We start from the raw sequence: 14,875 nt of genomic DNA, 5'->3' as shown, positions 1-14,875 counted from the left end.
GCGGGCGCGTCAGCGGCCGGCCCGGTCCGCCAGCTTCACCAGGGCGATCACGGCGGCGGTCAGGAGGGCGTACACCACGTTGAGGATCTCCATGGCGTGGCCCGCCGAGTGCAGCGCCGGTCCGGCGAGCGCGAAGAACACGGTGCCGATCACGGTGACGCCGAGCGAATTGGCGAACTGCTGGGCCGTGTTCAGGGTTCCGGAGGCGGCGCCCGCCTGCTCCGGCTGCACGCGGGACAGCGCGCCGCCGATCAGCGGGGGCAGCAGCAGGCCGTTGCCCAGGCCGATCACGGCCAGCGGCGGCACGAGCCACCAGGCAGACAACCCGGGTCCGCCCGCCGCCAGTTCGCCGGTGATCAGCAGCAGGCCTGCGATCACCAGGACGCCGCCCACCACCGGTACACCGGTGCGGTACCGGGCGATCAGCTTTCCGCCGACCATGGACGCGACGGTGAACAGTACGCCCTGGAGCAGGAACACGAGTGCGGCCCGGTCGGGGGAGGTGCCGAGCCAGCTCTGCACCACCAGGGTGAGGGCGAACAGGAAGCTGCCGAAGTACAGCTGGTACGTCGAAGCGGCCGACAGCATCAGCGAGTAGGGCCGGTTGCGGAACAGGGCGGTGTTGATGATGGGCGCGCCGCCGCGCCGGAGCAGGGACCGCTGCCAGGCGATCGCCGCGAACATGACCGGGACCGAGGCGATCAGGCAGAGCCAGGTCCACAGCGGCCAGCCGGACTCCCGGCCGAGGGAGAGCGGGACCAGCACCAGGGCCAGGGCCAGTGAGACGGTGAGCGCGCCGATCGGGTCGAACTTGGCCTTCTGCGCCGCCGGGGTGCGCGGCAGAACGGTCAGGCCGAGCGCCACCGCGATCACGCCGACGGGCACGTTGACCACGAAGATGCCGCGCCAGCCGAGGCCGAAGAGGTCCGCCTTGAGGATCAGGCCGCCAAGGATCTGCCCGCACAGGGCGCCGAGGCCGCTGACCGCGCCGTACCAGCCGGTCGCCCGGGCGCGGTGGGCGGCCGGGAAAGTGACGGTGATCAGGGCGAGGACCTGGGGGACCATCGCAGCGGCGGTCAGGCCCTGCAGCAGTCGGGCGGCGACCAGTTGGCCGGGGGTCGTGGCCAGCGCGCACAGCAGGGAGGCGACGGAGAAGGCCGCCATGCCGGCGACGAACATCGTGCGGTAGCCGAAGCGGTCGCCGAGCCGGCCCCCGGTTACCAGGCCCGCCGCGTAGGTGAACGCGTAGCCGGACACCACGAGTTCCAGAGAGGCGTCACCGGCGTGCAGGTCGGTGCGCAGGGTCGGGGCGGCGATGTTGACCACGTACAGGTCGAAGACCGCCATGAACGCGGCGATGAGCGCCACGGACAGCACACGCCACTCACGCGATCCTGGGGGTGGCTGCACCGCCTCGGAGGCTGCTGACGAGTCCGAGCGAGTGAGGGCCATGCCTTCTCCCGAATGTCGTTCTGATGTCTCGTTCTGACTGGGCATTAAATGGCTATCATGGATACAGAATATCCGCCAATGGTCAACGGGCCGCCGTCCCGGTCGGGTTGAGGTGGACGGCCCGGTGCGGCGGGCAGATGCGGGGCAGGAGCAGACGCCAGAACGAGGCGAGTGTCTGCGGGGTGAGCCAGCGCCCGTCGCCTCGGCCGAGCGCCTCCAGTCCCACGGTCGCCGCGAGTACCGCCGTGTACAGGTCCCGCGGGGAGACGTCGGAGGACAGCTGCCCCTCCTCGACCGCGCGGCGGACCAGCAGGTGAATGCACTCGGCCCACTCCTGATGCAGGGACAGCTTCGAAGAGCGGGTGGGCTCCTGGCCGAGGAGGAGGCCTGCGCGGGCGACGATGTTCCCGCTGAGCAGTGCGGCGATCGCGTGCGAGGCGTCGATGAGCGCCTGGAGGCTGGTGTGTGCGCCCGAGCGTGCGTCGCGACAGGTGGCGCGCAGCAGTTGGGCCGCTTCGTCCTCCACCGCCTCGGCTATGGCCGCCTTGTTCGTGAAGTGGAAGTGCAGGCCGCCGGGGCTGACCCCGGCGGCCTCGCTGATGTCGGCGATCGTCGCCTGGTGGTAGCTGCGGAGCGCGAACGCCTCCGCCGCGGCCCGGATCAGTTCCTGGCGCGTGCGCACCGCTCTGGATTGGATCATGTGGGATCCCTGGGTGATAGCAGTGAGGATGGTCACGGAAAGGTAAAGACCTATGATCGCGTAGCAGGACGCGCGTCGGGTTATTTTGCCGCACCGGGCGTCCTTCTTTGATCGGGCGAGCTGGCGTCAAATTCCCTATAAACATGGACAGATGGGCCGTGCAAACGGGGAACTTCCTCGGTTGCCCACTGCGGTGAGGATGTTGAAAACCGATCGTCTGGTTTGTAATCTTCGAGTGACGATCATGCGGCATCCAACGGGGAAGGTGTCAGCGACATGGTTATGGCCGATGACGTACAGCAGGCCGCTCACGAGGCGGAACGTGCGAGAGCCAGTGCGGAGGACCGGCTCTCCGAGGTGCACCGGGTACCGGTCGCCTCGCTCCGGCCCGGGCGCTCACCGCGCGTCAACGCGGAGGACGAGGAACACGTACGTCTGCTGGCGGACTCCGACGAGGCACGGCCACCGCTGGTCGTCCACCGCGCCACCATGGAGGTCGTCGACGGACGGCACCGCCTGAAGGCCGCGGTCCTGCGCGGCGAGACCGAGATCGAGGTCCGCTTCTTCGACGGATCCGCGGAGGACGCCTTCGTCTTCGCCGTCAGGACGAACGTCAGGCACGGCCTGCCGCTCTCCCTCGCCGACCGCAGGGCGGCCGCGGTACGCATCCTCGGCTCCCATCCGGAGTGGTCCGACCGTGCCATCGCGCGGGTCACCGGTCTGTCGTCCAAGACCGTGGGCGCCCAGCGCCACAAGCTCGGCGACCTGGGCGAGGCCACCACACGCGTCGGGCGCGACGGGCGGGGACGCCCACTGAACAGCGCGGAGGGCCGCCGCATCGCCGGCCGGCTCATCCTTGAGTCGCCGCACGCCTCGCTGCGTGCCATCGCGAAACAGGCGGGCGTCTCACCGGGCACCGTGCGCGATGTCCGCGCCCGCCTCGACCGCGGTGACGACATCGTGCCCAGCCACCGGCGCGGCGAGAAACCCACCACGCCCCCGGCCCCGCAGAGCGCACCCCGCCCACAGCCGTGGTCGGTCGTCGCACCGGGCTGGGAGACGGATGAGCGGCCGCGGCAGCCGATGGTGGACAACCTCGACTGGATCGACATGTTCCGCCGGATGTGCCGCGACCCATCGCTGCGGCTCACCGAGGACGGCCGCCAGCTGCTGCGCATGATGGAGATGCACGTCCTGCACCCGCAGCGCTGGGACAGTATCGCCCGCTCGGTCCCGCGGCACCGCGCGCAGGTCGTCTCGGCGCTGGCCATGGAATGCGCCCAGCAGTGGCACCGGTTCGCCGCCCGTATCGAGGCCGGCGAGGTGACGGTGACGTCCGTCGCCTCCTGAACCTTCCGCGGGCGTCAGGCGCTGTTCGCCGGCCGCCCCTTGGACGGCCCGGGTGTTGGGTATGTTCGGCGTCCGGCTGATTCGGGCGCGGCGGTGCGGGGGCACTCGGGTGCCCCCGCACCGCACGACATCCGCACATCGTGCGAAACCCACGCGCCGAACCCGGCCCGGCCGCGCCCGAACCCGGTCCGGCCGGTCAGCCGGCCGAACCCGCTGCGGCCCCCGGCCCCTGCGCTGACGCGCGGCGGCGGGCTGCCTCCTCGTGAAACGGATACCCTTCCATGCCCAGCAGTGCCCTTGCCCTGTGCATCGTCGGCGCCGGACCCCGCGGACTGTCCGTGCTGGAACGGCTGTGCGCCAACGCACGGATGACGCCCACTCACTCCGCCGTGACCGTTCACGTGGTGGACCCCGGCACGCCGGGAGCCGGAGCCGTGTGGCGGCCCGAGCAGTCCCGCCTGCTGCTGATGAACACCGTCGCCTCCCAGATAACCGTGTTCACCGACAAGAGTGTGCGCATCGACGGCCCGGTCGAACCGGGACCCAGCCTTTACGAGTGGGCACGCCGGCTCGCCGGAGGCGGCTTCGGGGCATGCGACGACCAGACCCTGGCCGAGGCCCGGGACCTGACCCCCGACTCCTACCCGTCACGGGCCTTCTACGGCTGCTACCTGCGCGACATGTTCCAGCGCGTGGTGCGGGACGCCCCCGCCCATGTGACCGTGCGGACGTACCGACAGCGCGCGGTGGCGGTGACTGACCTGTCCGGCGAGCACCGGGGCGCCCAGGCCGTACGCCTGGAGGACGGCACTTGGCTCGAGCCGCTGGACGCCGTCGTCCTTGCCCAGGGACACCTCGCGAACCGGCCGACGGCCCGCGAGGAGCGCCATGCTCAGCTCGCCCGGGTGCACGGCCTGACCTATCTGCCGCCCGCCAACCCGGCGGACGTCGACCTCGACGTGATCGCGCCCGGTGAGCACGTCCTGCTGCGCGGGCTCGGCCTGAACTTCTTCGACTACATGGCCCTGCTCACCACGGGCCGCGGCGGCACCTTCGCCCGTGACGGGGCGGAGCGCCTGGTGTACCGGCCCTCGGGCAACGAACCGGTGCTCTTCGCCACCTCCCGGCGGGGCATCCCGTACCACGCCCGCGGCGAGAACGAGAAGGGCGCGCACGGCCGTCACCACCCCCGGCTGCTGACCGCCGACCACGTCACCGCGCTGCGGGGCTCGCGCCCGCCGGGCGAGGGCCTCGACTTCCGCCGGGACCTGTGGCCGCTGATCGCCCGAGAGGTGGAGAGCGTCTACTACGGCGCCCTGCTGGCCGCCCGCGGCCGGGGCGCGGATCGCGAGCGCCTCGTCACCGGCTATCTGCACGCCGACGAGACGGAGCTGCCCGGCCTCCTGGACGCCTACGGCATCACCGCCGAGGAGCGCTGGAACTGGGCGCGGCTGGAGCGGCCCTACGCCGGCCGCACCTTCGCCGACCGGGCCGACTTCCAGGCCTGGCTGAGCGCCCACCTGGCCGCGGACGTACGCCAGGCCCGTGGTGGCAACGTGAGCAACCCGCTCAAAGCGGCCCTGGACGTCCTGCGTGATCTGCGCAACGAGGTCCGGCTGGCGGTCGACCACGGCGGCCTCGACGGCGACTCCCATCGCGACGACCTCGACCGGTGGTACACACCCCTGAACGCGTTCTTGTCCATCGGGCCGCCCGCCTCGCGGATCGAGGAGACGGCGGCACTGATCGAGGCCGGGGTCCTGGAACTGACCGGCCCGGACACGGTCATCCGCATCGACCTGCGCTCCTCGACGTACGTCACCACGTCCACGGCCGTACCCGGGCCACCGGTGCGTGCCACCGCGCTGATCGAGGCCCGGATCCCCGACGCGGACGTGCGCCGCACCGCCGACCCGCTGCTGCTGCACCTGCTCGGCACGGGCCAGGCCACCACCCACCGCATCTCCGCCGCCTGCGGCACCACCTACCACACCGGCGGACTCGCCGTCGGCACACGCCCCTACCGTCTGCTCGACGCACAGGGCCGCGAACACCCCCGCCGCTTCGCGTACGGAGTGCCCACGGAGTCGGTGCACTGGGCCACCGCGGCCGGCATCCGGCCCGGCGTGGACTCGGTGACCCTCGGTGACTCCGACGCCGTCGCCCGCGCGGTGCTGGAGCTGGAGCCGACGGTCGACGCGCCCGTGCCCGACGCGGACATCACAGGAGTGATCATATGAAGGACATGGCCGATACCGGGCTGCTCTCGCCCGTGCGCGCCGGCACCGAGGTCGAGGCGGCCGTCAGCGACCGGGCCTGGCTGCAGGCCATGCTGGACGCCGAGGCCGCCCTGGCCCGGGCGCAGGCGAAACTGGGCACCCTGCCCGTCCTCGCCGCCGAGGCCATCACCCGCGCCGCCGACGCCACCCGCTTCGACCTCAGGGAAATCGCCCTCGCCGCGCGCGAGACCGCCAACCCCGTCGTCGCCCTGGTGCAGTCCCTCACCCGGCTCGTCGCGGCCGAGGTCCCGGCCGCCGCCGACTACGTCCACCGCGGCTCCACCAGCCAGGACATCTTCGACACCGGCGCGATGCTGGTGGTTCGGCGCGCGCTCACCGTCATCAGGGCGGACCTGGCGCGGGCCGCCGAGGCCCTGGCCCGCCTCGCCGCCGAACACCGCGACACCCCGATGGCCGGCCGCACCCTGGCGCTGCAGGCCGTACCCACCACCTTCGGGCTGAAGGCGGCCGGCTGGCGCCAGTCGCTGCTGGACGCCGAGGAGCGGCTCGCCCGGGTCGCCGGGCAGCACCTGCCGGTCTCCCTCGGGGGCGCGGCCGGCACACTCGCCGGATACCTGGAGTACGCCGGCATCGGCGGCGTACGGCGCACACCCGAGGAGTACGTGACCGACCTGGAGGAGGCCTTCGCGGCCGAGACCGGGCTGTCCCGGCCCGCCCTGCCCTGGCACGCGCTGCGCACCCCGATCGCGGACGTCGCCGCCGCCCTCGCGTTCACCGCGGGAGCGCTGGGCAAGATCGCCGTCGATGTGCAGAACCTGACCCGGACCGAACTGGGCGAGGTCAGCGAGCCGTTCGTGCCCGGCCGGGGCAGTTCCTCGGCCATGCCGCACAAGCGCAACCCGGTCCTGGCCACCCTCATCCGCACCGCCGCTCTCCAGGTCCCTGTGCTGGCAGCGGGCCTGACGCAGTGCCTGCTCGCCGAGGACGAGCGCTCCGGCGGGGCCTGGCACGCCGAATGGCAGCCGCTGCGGGAATGCCTGCGCCTGGTCGGCGGCGCCGCGTACACCGCGGTCGAACTGGCCGAGGGACTGCGCGTGCACCCCGACCGAATGAGGGAGAACCTCGCCCGCACCGGCGGGCAACTCGTCACGGAACGCATCGCCGCCCGCCTGGTCCCCGCGCTCGGCAAGGCCCGCGCCCGCGAGCTGGTCGACGAGGCCTCCACGACCGCACGGACCCTGGACCGCCCGCTCCACCAGGTGCTGGCCGAGCTTCCCGAGGTCCGTGCGGCCCTGGCCCCCGCCGAGCTGACCGGACTCGTCGACCCGGACTCCTACGTCGGTGCCGCCGGAGCCCTGGTCGACCGCGCGGTCGGGCCGAGGCCGCGGTGACACGGTGCGTGCACCGGTGCCCCAGGGGCGGGTGAGCAGCCTCGCCGACGCCGTCCGGGCCCTGCGCCCGCTGCTTTCGGCACAGGGTCTGGCACTCGGTCTGGCCGGCACCGAGGAGACCGCGCTTCTGCCCGGCGGTCCCGCCGAGCGCGGCCTCGCCCGGTGCATGGGGGCCGCGCGACGCCAGGAGTTCCTGGCCGGCCGGTGGGCACTGCGCCGGGCCCTGGACGCGGTCGGCTGCCCCGCCCCGGACATCTCCTACGAGGGTCGGCGGCCGAAGGTGCCCGACCGGACCGTGGCCTCACTGACCCACTCCGGCGGGACGGCGGTCGCACTTGCCGCGCGGAGGGACACCTGCCGTACGGTGGGTGTCGACCTTGAACTGCATCAACTCCCCCTGGAAGCGGCACACTTGGTGCTGACTCCCCGGGAGGCCGGATGGCTGGAGGCGACCGCCGCCGGTGATCCGGCGGCGGCCCGGCGGCTGCTGCACACGGTCTTCTCCGCCAAGGAGGCCGTGTTCAAGGCCCTCGCCGCCCTGCCCGGAGGCGCCGCATCGCCGCGGACCCTGCGTGACATCGCCGTACGACCCGTCCCGCACGGGTTCGAGGCATGGCAGCACGGGCAGGCCGGGCCCGTGCTGCGGACAAGGGTGCGGTGGGTGGCCGGAGCGGTGCTGTGCTGGACCGTGCTGCCCGCGGCCGGCTGAGGGCCGACGGCTCTGCACCACCGGGAAATTCACCGAAGTGTGCCGGAGTTCGCACGCATTTCCCGCCCCTCATTCCGTCGTTGTGCGCACCGCTCTTTCTCGCCCTCCCGCGGATTGGATTCCATCTCCCATGTCAGAAACGCGAGCCGCCGAAAAGAACGCGGCCACGAGCCCGCTGCTGGAAATACTGGATCTGGAGGAAATCGAAGCAGGAGTGTTCCGCGGACACAGCCCGGCAGCCGCCCCGCCCCGCGTCTTCGGCGGCCAACTGCTCGCCCAGGCGCTGACCGCGGCCTCCCGTACCGTGCCCGGGGGCCGTACCGCGCACGCCGCGCAGATCGTCTTCCTGCGCGGTGCGGATCCCGCCCGTCCCCTGGACTTCCACGTGCAGGATCTGCACGACGGCCGGTCCTTCGGGGTGCGGCAGGTGGCGGTACGCCAGGGCGAGAGGGCCGTGTGCACGGTCACCGTCTCGTTCCAGGACACCGAGCAGGGCCCCGAACACGCCGTCACCGCACCCGCAGCACCCCCGCCCGACCGGTGGCCGACGTACGCGCACGCGCTCGGCCCCATGTCCGGTCGGCTCGGCGCGATCCCCGACGTCGTCCGCCCCTTCGACCTGCGCTACGAGACCGAGCCGCCCTGGGCCGGTGCCGCACGCGGACCCGGGCGGCCTGCTCACCGCGCCTGGCTGCGCGCCGTGGAACGGCTCCCGGACACACCCCTGTCGCACCAGGCCGCGCTCGCCTACGCCACCGACCTGACGCTCGTGGACTCGATCCTGCTCGGCCACGGCGTCTACTGGGGCCTCGACCCGGTCACCATGGTCAGCCTCAACCACTCGGTGTGGTTCCACCGCCCGTTCCGGGCCGACACCTGGCTGCTGTACGACTGCGAGTCCCCGACCGCCGGCCAGGGCCGGGGCCTGGCCTGTGGCCGCTTCTTCGACGAGGACGGCCGGCTGGTGGCCAGCGTGGTCCAGGAGGCGCTGTTCCGGCTGGGCCCGCGCGGCCACGAGGGGGCCCGATGACCGTGCCCGCCGAGCGCCCACCCACTGTCCCGCCGACCGAAGCGAAGGCCGTGATGCGTGAACCCGACATGACCACAGCACCCGTACCGCGCACGGCGCACAGCACCTGGCGCGACCTGACGGCCGCTCAGCAGCCCCGGTGGCCCGATCCGGCGCTGCTCGCCGCCGTCACCGCCGAACTGGCCCGCGCACCCGAACTCGTCTCCGCCGAGGAGTCCGACCGCCTCACCGCCCGGCTGGCCGACGTCACCCACGGCCGGGCCTTCGTCCTCATGGGCGGCGACTGCGCCGAGACGTTCACCGGCACCACCACCGACTCCGTCCGCCGAAAACTGCGCACCCTGCTGCAGATGGCCGTGATCCTCACGTACGCCGCACAGGTGCCCGTGGTCAAGGTGGGACGGATGGCCGGCCAGTACGCCAAGCCGCGCTCACGGCCGACCGAGACCCGTGACGACGTCACGCTGCCCGCCTATCGTGGGGACGCGGTCAACGGGCTGGAGTTCAGCCCCGCGTCCCGCACCCCCGACGCCCGCCGACTGCGCCGGATGTACGACTCCTCCGCGGCCACCCTCAACCTGGTGCGCGCCTTCGCCACCGGAGGCTCCGCCGACCTCCGCGAGGCGCACGCCTGGAACCAGGGGTTCGTACGCGACTCGCCCGCCGGCCGCCGCTACGAGGACCTGGCCGGCGAGATCGACCGCTCGCTGCGCTTCATGAAAGCCTGCGGCGTCGACCCCCACGCCACCCGTGGCGTCGAGTTCTTCGCCGGGCACGAAGGGCTGCTCCTCGACTACGAGGACGCCCTCACCCGCACCGACCCGCGCACCGGGCTGTCGTACGCGACCAGCGGCCACTTCCTGTGGATCGGGGAGCGCACCCGTGACCTGGACGGGGCGCACGTCGACTACTTCGCCCGCATCCGCAACCCCATCGGGGTCAAACTCGGCCCGTCCGTCACCGCGGACGAGGCCCTCGCCTACGCCGACCGGCTCAACCCCGGCAACAGCCCCGGCCGGCTGACGTTCGTGACCCGCATGGGCGCGAGCCGCATCCGCGACGTGCTCCCCGGGCTGGTGGAGAAGGTGACCGCCAACGGCGTCGCGGTCACCTGGGTGTGCGATCCCATGCACGGCAACACCTTCGAGGCGACCAGCGGTCACAAGACACGGCGCTTCGACGACATCCTGGACGAGGTGTCCGGCTTCTTCGAGGTGCACCGGGCGCTGGGCACGCATGCGGGCGGCGTCCATGTGGAGTTGACCGGCGACGACGTCACCGAGTGCCTGGGCGGCGCGGACGGGCTGCTCGTCCAGGACCTGCACCGGCGCTACGAGACGGCGTGCGACCCACGTCTGAGCCACCGCCAGTCGCTCGAACTGGCCTTCCTCCTGGCGCAGATGCTCAGGGACTGACCGCCGCGCCGGGCCGGAACCGGGCGTGCAACCGGGGAAATTCCCCCCTTGCCCGCCCGCGTTTCCGGTCCTTGCCCACCGCTCCCCATCGCCTTGCCCCGCCTGTGCGTCGCAGCACGGCCGGCCGTTCGTGCACCCGGCGGCCGATCGCGGTTGACGCTTTGTTCCCCGACTGTTTCCCTGACCCCTCGTGCGCGGTGCAGTCGCTGATTTCGCAGGGCCCTGAACCGGCCGTTTCCGAAAGGCTTCAGAAATGACTCAGACCGAGGTTTCCGCCTCCTCCGGCGCCGGTGTCGCCGAATTGCCCTTCAATCCCGCCGATCCCTCTTTCCAGGCCGATCCGTTTCCCGCCTACCGCGTTCTGCGCGACCGTTTCCCGGTGCTGCGCGGGCCGCTCGGCGCCTTCCTGGTCAGTCGCTACGAGGACTGCGAACTGCTCCTGCGGGACCGACGGATGGGGAAGGACTTCGCCAACTCCAAGTTCTTCCAGCAGATCATGGGCGAGGCCGGCGACGAGCCGCCGCCCTTCCTGGGCCTCGGCCTGGACGACTGGGACGCCAAGCTGTTCATGCTGACCGACCCGCCGGAGCACACCCGGCTGCGCGGTCTGGTCGGCCAGGCCTTCACCCCGGCCATGATCAGGAACCTGCGGTCCGCGGTCACCGCGATCGTGGAGGAACTCCTGGGTGAACTCCCCGAGCGCTTCGACCTCATGGAGCGGCTGGCCACCCCGATGCCGATCCGCGTCCTCGGCACCATGCTGGGCATCCCGGCCGAGGACCAGGCGCAGTTCACCACCTGGTCGACCGAGATCGCGGGTCTGCTGGACCTGGACGTCGCCCTGCCCCCCGAGGTCGCCGAGGCCCGCCGCACCGCGGTCGCCGCCTGCACCTCCTACTTCCTCGAACTCGCCGCCCGGCGGGCCGGCGGCGACGGCGAGGACCTCGTCTCCCAGCTGGTGCGCGCCCGCGACCAGGGCAGCGCGCTCACCACCCAGGAGATCGCGGCCACCTGCGTCCTGCTGGTCGTCGCCGCACAGGAGACGTTCTCCAACCTGCTGGGCAACGCCGCCGTCGTCTTCGCCCGGCAGCCCGAGGCCTTCACCCGGATCGCCGAGCGGCCGGAGACGACCGACGCCACACTCGAGGAGATCCTGCGGCTGGAGCCCCCGGCCCACCAGGTCGGCCGGATCGCCCTGGAGCGGATGGAACTGCACGGCGAGGTCATCGAGCCGGGCGACGCGGTGATCCTGCTGGTCGCCTCCGCCAACCGTGACGAGCGGGCCTTCCCCGCCCCCGACGCCGTCGACATCGGGCGTGAAGGCCGCAACCACCTGTCCTTCGGCCGGGGCATTCACTACTGCCTGGGCGCCCCGCTGGCCACGATGATGGCCAAGGAGGCACTGCGCGGGCTGACCGTGCGCATCACCTCGCTCGCCCTGGCCGAGGAGCCGATCGCCTACAAGCCCGGCATGGGCCTGCGCGGCCCGGCCCGCCTTCCGGTCGTGGTGCGAAAGCGGGTGAGCTGACATGACCGCCCCCCTGACGGCCCCGGCCCACCGGGTGCGACCGCCGACCGCCCGCCGTGCGGTGCTGCTTCTGCTGCGCAGCTGCAGCGTCCGCTTCACCGCCTACTACTGGGTGGGCTTCGCCGCCGGACTCGCGGCCACCGGGCACCTGGGTCCCGGCCTGGCCCTGCTGGGCGTGCCGATGTGGCTCGCCTACTGCGTGGGCACCGAGTCGGTCAACCGGATCGCCGACCGGGCGGCCGACGAGGTCAACCGGCCCGAACGCACCCGGCTGTGCGAGGAGTTCGGCTGGTCCCGGCTCACTGCGGTGGCCGTGCTGTCCTGGACGGTGTTCGTCCTCATCGGCGCGGCCCTCACCTGGCGGCACCCCGGCTTCGCCCTGCCCGCCCTGCTGCTGGTCGACATCGGCGTGGCCATCGGCTACTCGATCGGCCCCGCCTTCAAGCGCCACCGCGTCCTTGCCCTGCTCGCCCTGACCGCACCGCTGATCACGCCCCTGCTGACCGGCTGGGCGGTGTACGGCGGATATGACACCCTGCTGTCCCCGGTACTGCCGGCCGTGTCCGTGCTGGCCGCCTTCAGCCTCGGTCTGTCCGGCATCAAGGACATCACCGACGTCGAGGGCGACCGTCGCCTGGGCTACTCCAGCCTGTGGCTCTCGGTGGCCCGGATCGGACGGGGCGCCGCCGTGTACGCCTTCATCGGCGCACCGTTCCTGCTGCTGGCGCTGTACGCGGCGCTGCACGTCCTGCCGCTGCCGGCCCTTGCGCTGCTGCCGCTCGTGGCGGTGTCGGCGCTCGTGGTCACCGCCGCGTCCCGGGCGGTCGCCCCGCTGGACCGTGAGGCGGCCCGCGAGGTGATGCACCAGTACACCTTCTACTTCCTCGCGCTGTGCCTGACGGCCTGCGCCCCGACCCGGGCCGCCGCCGCGGCCGCCGCCGCGGGGATCGCCTACTGGCTCGTGGCCTCCAAAACCCTGCACTGGTCAGGCGGCCTGACCCTGTCTCATCTGCGCCGCTGGGTCCGCTTGTTCGGCCCCGCCCTCACCGTCAAGGAGCACTCATGAACGAGACCGAGATCCGCGCCGTGGTCACCGACGTCGTCGCCGGCGTACTGACCCTGCCGACCGAACAGGTGCCCCCTCAGGCTCGTTTCTATGACGACCTCGGCGGCGACTCGCTGCAGAAGCTGGAGATCGTCGCCCACATCGAGTCCCGGTTCAACTGCTCGCTCACCCACGAGCAGGTCGCCGTCAGCGACACCGTCGAGGACCTCTGCCGTCAGGTCGCCCGGCATGTCGCGTGACACGAGGGGCCGCCACCGGGTTGTCGTGACGGGCCTGGGGCTGGCCACCCCGCTCGGCACCGAGGTCGAGGAGTTCTGGCGCAACGTCACGGCTGGAACCGTCGCGACCGCACCCGTCACCCGGTTCCCCACCGACGGATACCCCACCCACTTGGCCGCCGAGGTCACCGACCCCGCCCTGACCGCCCCGCTGACCTCGGACGGCCGCAGCGTCCCGCGCTCCCTGCGCTACGTCCACCACTCCGTCGACGCCGCGTTGCGAGACGCCGGACTGCTCGGCCACCCGGGTCTGGCACGCACCGGCATCGTGGTCGGCACCGTCATGGGCACCCGCCCGCATCTGGAGGAACTGCGCCGCCAGGGCCGCCCGCTCACCGAGGACTTCTCCTGGGACTCACCGCAGTCGCTGGCCCGGGAACCCGGTCGTGCCTTCGGACTGCGCGGGCCCCGGCAGGTGGTCGCGGCCGGCTGCGCCGCGGGCAACACCGCCCTCGCGATGGCCGCCGACGCCATCCGCTCCGGACAGGCCGACGCCATGGTCGCCGGCGGCGTGGACGAACTGTCGGAATCCGTGTACCGGCTGTTCACCACCCTGCGCGCGCTGGCCCCCGACGCCGTACGCCCCTTCGACCGGGACCGGCGCGGCATGATGCCCTCCGAAGGCGCCGGCGTCCTGGTGCTGGAGTCCCTGGAGCACGCGGTGCGGCGCGGCGCCACCGTCCTGGCCGAACTGCCGGGCTACGCGCTCGCCGCCGACGCCCACCACATGACGGCCCCTCACCCGCAGGGTCTCGGCATGCTGCGGTGCATGCAGGACAGCCTCGAACAGGCCGGCATCGACCCGCGCGAGGTGGACTACGTCAGCGCGCACGGGACCGGCACCCCGGCCAACGACTCCCTGGAAGCGGCCTGCCTGGCCGAGTACTTCGGCAGCCGGGGCGGCACGCCCGCGGTCTCCTCCATCAAGGGCCTGATGGGCCACTCCCAGGGCGGCGCGAGCGCCGTGGAGGCCATCGCGTGTGTCCTCGCCATCCGCGACGGCCGCGTCCCCGGCAACCCCACCCTGCGGGAGGCGGACGAGAGCTGCGCCGGCCTGGACGTGGTGCGCGGACCCGCCCGCGACATGCCCGTGCGGGTGACCCTCAGCAACGCGTTCGGCTTCGGCGGGAACACCTCGGCGATCGTGCTGGCGCGCTACCCGGACTGAGCCGCCCGCACGCCCGCCGACGCGCCCCACCCCGACGGGCCGGGCGCCCCTCGTCAACCGCCCTCACTGCCTGAAGGATTGATGTGCGTACACCGAATCCGTCACCGCCCTCGACGGGCGCCGTGATCACCGCTGCCGGAGCGGTGACCGCCTGCGGCACCTCGGTCGCCCGGCTCTTCGAGGACCTGCTGGACGGCCGGCGGCCCTTCACCACCCAGGGAGTCCCGCTCGTCGCCAACCCACTGCCCGCCGCCCACCCGGAGCGGGCCACGGCGGACGACACCGACCCGGAGGTCTTCGCGGGCCACGTCCGCACCCCGCTCGACCTCACCGACGTGGCCGGCGCCCGCGCTGCCCGCGCCATGAGCCGCGACGCCCGGCTGCTGCTGTACGCCGCGCACGCCGCCGGCGTCCGCGAGGCCGTGGACCCCGACCGGACCGGCGTCGTCCTGGGCACCCTGCACGCCGGCCGCAACGAGTACCTCGCCATCCACAACGCCTCCCAGGGCGCCGGCGGACCGGTCAACCCGGTGTGGGGCCCGCAGTCC

The 14,875-nt window shown here is 72.6% G+C and carries 13 protein-coding genes; 11 read left to right on the top strand and 2 right to left on the bottom strand.

From position 1 onward, the window contains the following. Positions 1-9 precede the first annotated feature (9 nt). Together M878_RS60585 and M878_RS60580 are read right to left on the bottom strand one after the other, a co-directional pair. A complete protein-coding gene (locus M878_RS60585; protein ID WP_031224696.1) occupies positions 10-1,452 on the bottom strand; it encodes an MFS transporter in 1,443 nt (480 codons plus the stop codon). 82 nt (positions 1,453-1,534) lie between these two features. After that, positions 1,535-2,152: a ScbR family autoregulator-binding transcription factor gene (locus M878_RS60580; protein WP_037730097.1), complete on the bottom strand. Its 618-nt coding sequence runs from the start codon at positions 2,150-2,152 to the stop codon at positions 1,535-1,537. A gap of 276 nt (positions 2,153-2,428) precedes the next feature. Between M878_RS60580 and M878_RS60575 the strand changes: the two genes are divergently transcribed. The 11 genes from M878_RS60575 to M878_RS47555 all read left to right on the top strand — a co-directional run. Continuing rightward, entirely contained in the window at positions 2,429-3,502 is a 1,074-nt protein-coding gene (locus M878_RS60575; protein WP_051430077.1) for a ParB/RepB/Spo0J family partition protein, read from the top strand. 281 nt (positions 3,503-3,783) lie between these two features. Then, positions 3,784-5,742 carry an FAD/NAD(P)-binding protein gene (locus tag M878_RS60570; protein WP_023546250.1) on the top strand — a complete coding sequence of 653 codons (1,959 nt, stop codon included), beginning with the start codon at positions 3,784-3,786 and terminating at the stop codon, positions 5,740-5,742. Next, positions 5,739-7,133 (top strand): nitrosuccinate lyase, encoded by a 1,395-nt coding sequence (locus tag M878_RS60565; protein ID WP_023546249.1) that lies wholly within the window; start codon positions 5,739-5,741, stop codon positions 7,131-7,133. The genes M878_RS60570 and M878_RS60565 overlap by 4 nt, the downstream gene beginning before the upstream one ends. Before the next feature lie 4 nt (positions 7,134-7,137). Further along, positions 7,138-7,842 (top strand): 4'-phosphopantetheinyl transferase superfamily protein, encoded by a 705-nt coding sequence (locus M878_RS60560; RefSeq protein ID WP_158692679.1) that lies wholly within the window; start codon positions 7,138-7,140, stop codon positions 7,840-7,842. 130 nt (positions 7,843-7,972) lie between these two features. Next, on the top strand, positions 7,973-8,872 hold the full coding sequence (locus M878_RS60555; RefSeq protein WP_063750620.1) for an acyl-CoA thioesterase: 900 nt from the start codon (positions 7,973-7,975) through the stop codon (positions 8,870-8,872). A 68-nt stretch (positions 8,873-8,940) separates the two neighbouring features. Beyond that, entirely contained in the window at positions 8,941-10,287 is a 1,347-nt protein-coding gene (locus tag M878_RS60550) for a class II 3-deoxy-7-phosphoheptulonate synthase (protein WP_031224690.1), read from the top strand. A gap of 253 nt (positions 10,288-10,540) precedes the next feature. Next, complete coding sequence (locus M878_RS60545) at positions 10,541-11,815, top strand: cytochrome P450 (RefSeq protein ID WP_023546245.1); 1,275 nt, start codon at positions 10,541-10,543, stop codon at positions 11,813-11,815. A gap of 1 nt (position 11,816) precedes the next feature. After that, positions 11,817-12,881 (top strand): UbiA family prenyltransferase, encoded by a 1,065-nt coding sequence (locus M878_RS60540; protein ID WP_023546244.1) that lies wholly within the window; start codon positions 11,817-11,819, stop codon positions 12,879-12,881. Next, complete coding sequence (locus tag M878_RS60535; protein ID WP_023546243.1) at positions 12,878-13,120, top strand: acyl carrier protein; 243 nt, start codon at positions 12,878-12,880, stop codon at positions 13,118-13,120. Before M878_RS60540 ends, M878_RS60535 begins: the two co-directional genes overlap by 4 nt. Further along, entirely contained in the window at positions 13,110-14,327 is a 1,218-nt protein-coding gene (locus M878_RS60530) for a beta-ketoacyl-[acyl-carrier-protein] synthase family protein (protein WP_031224687.1), read from the top strand. Before M878_RS60535 ends, M878_RS60530 begins: the two co-directional genes overlap by 11 nt. Before the next feature lie 83 nt (positions 14,328-14,410). Further along, a partial coding sequence (locus M878_RS47555; RefSeq protein ID WP_031224686.1) for a beta-ketoacyl synthase N-terminal-like domain-containing protein occupies positions 14,411-14,875 on the top strand: 465 nt, incomplete at its 3' end.

The organism is Streptomyces roseochromogenus subsp. oscitans DS 12.976, assembly GCF_000497445.1.
GTDB classification, from domain to species: domain Bacteria; phylum Actinomycetota; class Actinomycetes; order Streptomycetales; family Streptomycetaceae; genus Streptomyces; species Streptomyces oscitans.
This window is presented reverse-complemented; position numbering and strand designations above follow the sequence as displayed.

What these genes read in the sequence shown, in the direction of transcription:
- M878_RS60570 (WP_023546250.1), top strand. Translation starts at nt 3,784, where the DNA reads ATGCCCAGCAGTGCCCTTGCCCTGTGCATCGTCGGCGCCGGACCCCGC.
- M878_RS60565 (WP_023546249.1), top strand. Translation starts at nt 5,739, where the DNA reads ATGAAGGACATGGCCGATACCGGGCTGCTCTCGCCCGTGCGCGCCGGC.
- M878_RS60580 (WP_037730097.1), bottom strand. Translation starts at nt 2,152, where the DNA reads ATGATCCAATCCAGAGCGGTGCGCACGCGCCAGGAACTGATCCGGGCC.
- M878_RS60540 (WP_023546244.1), top strand. Translation starts at nt 11,817, where the DNA reads ATGACCGCCCCCCTGACGGCCCCGGCCCACCGGGTGCGACCGCCGACC.
- M878_RS60535 (WP_023546243.1), top strand. Translation starts at nt 12,878, where the DNA reads ATGAACGAGACCGAGATCCGCGCCGTGGTCACCGACGTCGTCGCCGGC.
- M878_RS60550 (WP_031224690.1), top strand. Translation starts at nt 8,941, where the DNA reads ATGACCACAGCACCCGTACCGCGCACGGCGCACAGCACCTGGCGCGAC.
- M878_RS60555 (WP_063750620.1), top strand. Translation starts at nt 7,973, where the DNA reads ATGTCAGAAACGCGAGCCGCCGAAAAGAACGCGGCCACGAGCCCGCTG.
- M878_RS60585 (WP_031224696.1), bottom strand. Translation starts at nt 1,452, where the DNA reads ATGGCCCTCACTCGCTCGGACTCGTCAGCAGCCTCCGAGGCGGTGCAG.
- M878_RS60575 (WP_051430077.1), top strand. Translation starts at nt 2,429, where the DNA reads ATGGTTATGGCCGATGACGTACAGCAGGCCGCTCACGAGGCGGAACGT.
- M878_RS60530 (WP_031224687.1), top strand. Translation starts at nt 13,110, where the DNA reads ATGTCGCGTGACACGAGGGGCCGCCACCGGGTTGTCGTGACGGGCCTG.
- M878_RS60545 (WP_023546245.1), top strand. Translation starts at nt 10,541, where the DNA reads ATGACTCAGACCGAGGTTTCCGCCTCCTCCGGCGCCGGTGTCGCCGAA.